Source organism: Enterococcus sp. ARL09-542 (assembly GCF_005234805.1).
Lineage (GTDB): Bacteria > Bacillota > Bacilli > Lactobacillales > Enterococcaceae > Enterococcus_D > Enterococcus_D gallinarum.
The window spans coordinates 1-232 of record NZ_QPQX01000078.1 but is presented as its reverse complement, the minus strand read 5'-3'; the positions used below and the strand labels follow the sequence as shown (position 1 = coordinate 232).

The following is a 232-nucleotide window of genomic DNA, read 5'->3' as shown; positions in this document are numbered from 1 at the left end:
TTCGATTCCCTCTGGTGTCTGGATCTGTCAGCTATTCTTCAAAACAGACATTCGCCAATTTGGCAGCGGGAATACAGGAACTACGAATACCTTTCGTGTTCTTGGCAAATCAGCTGGCGGCATTGTTTTATTGATGGATATTCTGAAAGGTACCTTGGCTACTTGTTTGCCGGCGAGCTTTTCAGTCACAACAATCAATCCTCTTTGGTTTGGTGTTTGTGCTATTCTAGGT

At 44.0% G+C, this 232-nt stretch carries 1 protein-coding gene; it reads left to right on the top strand.

Annotated elements, in window-relative coordinates:
* Window positions 1–232: glycerol-3-phosphate acyltransferase (locus DVW06_RS16985; protein ID WP_174784199.1), on the top strand; the 232-nt coding region annotated here is incomplete at both ends.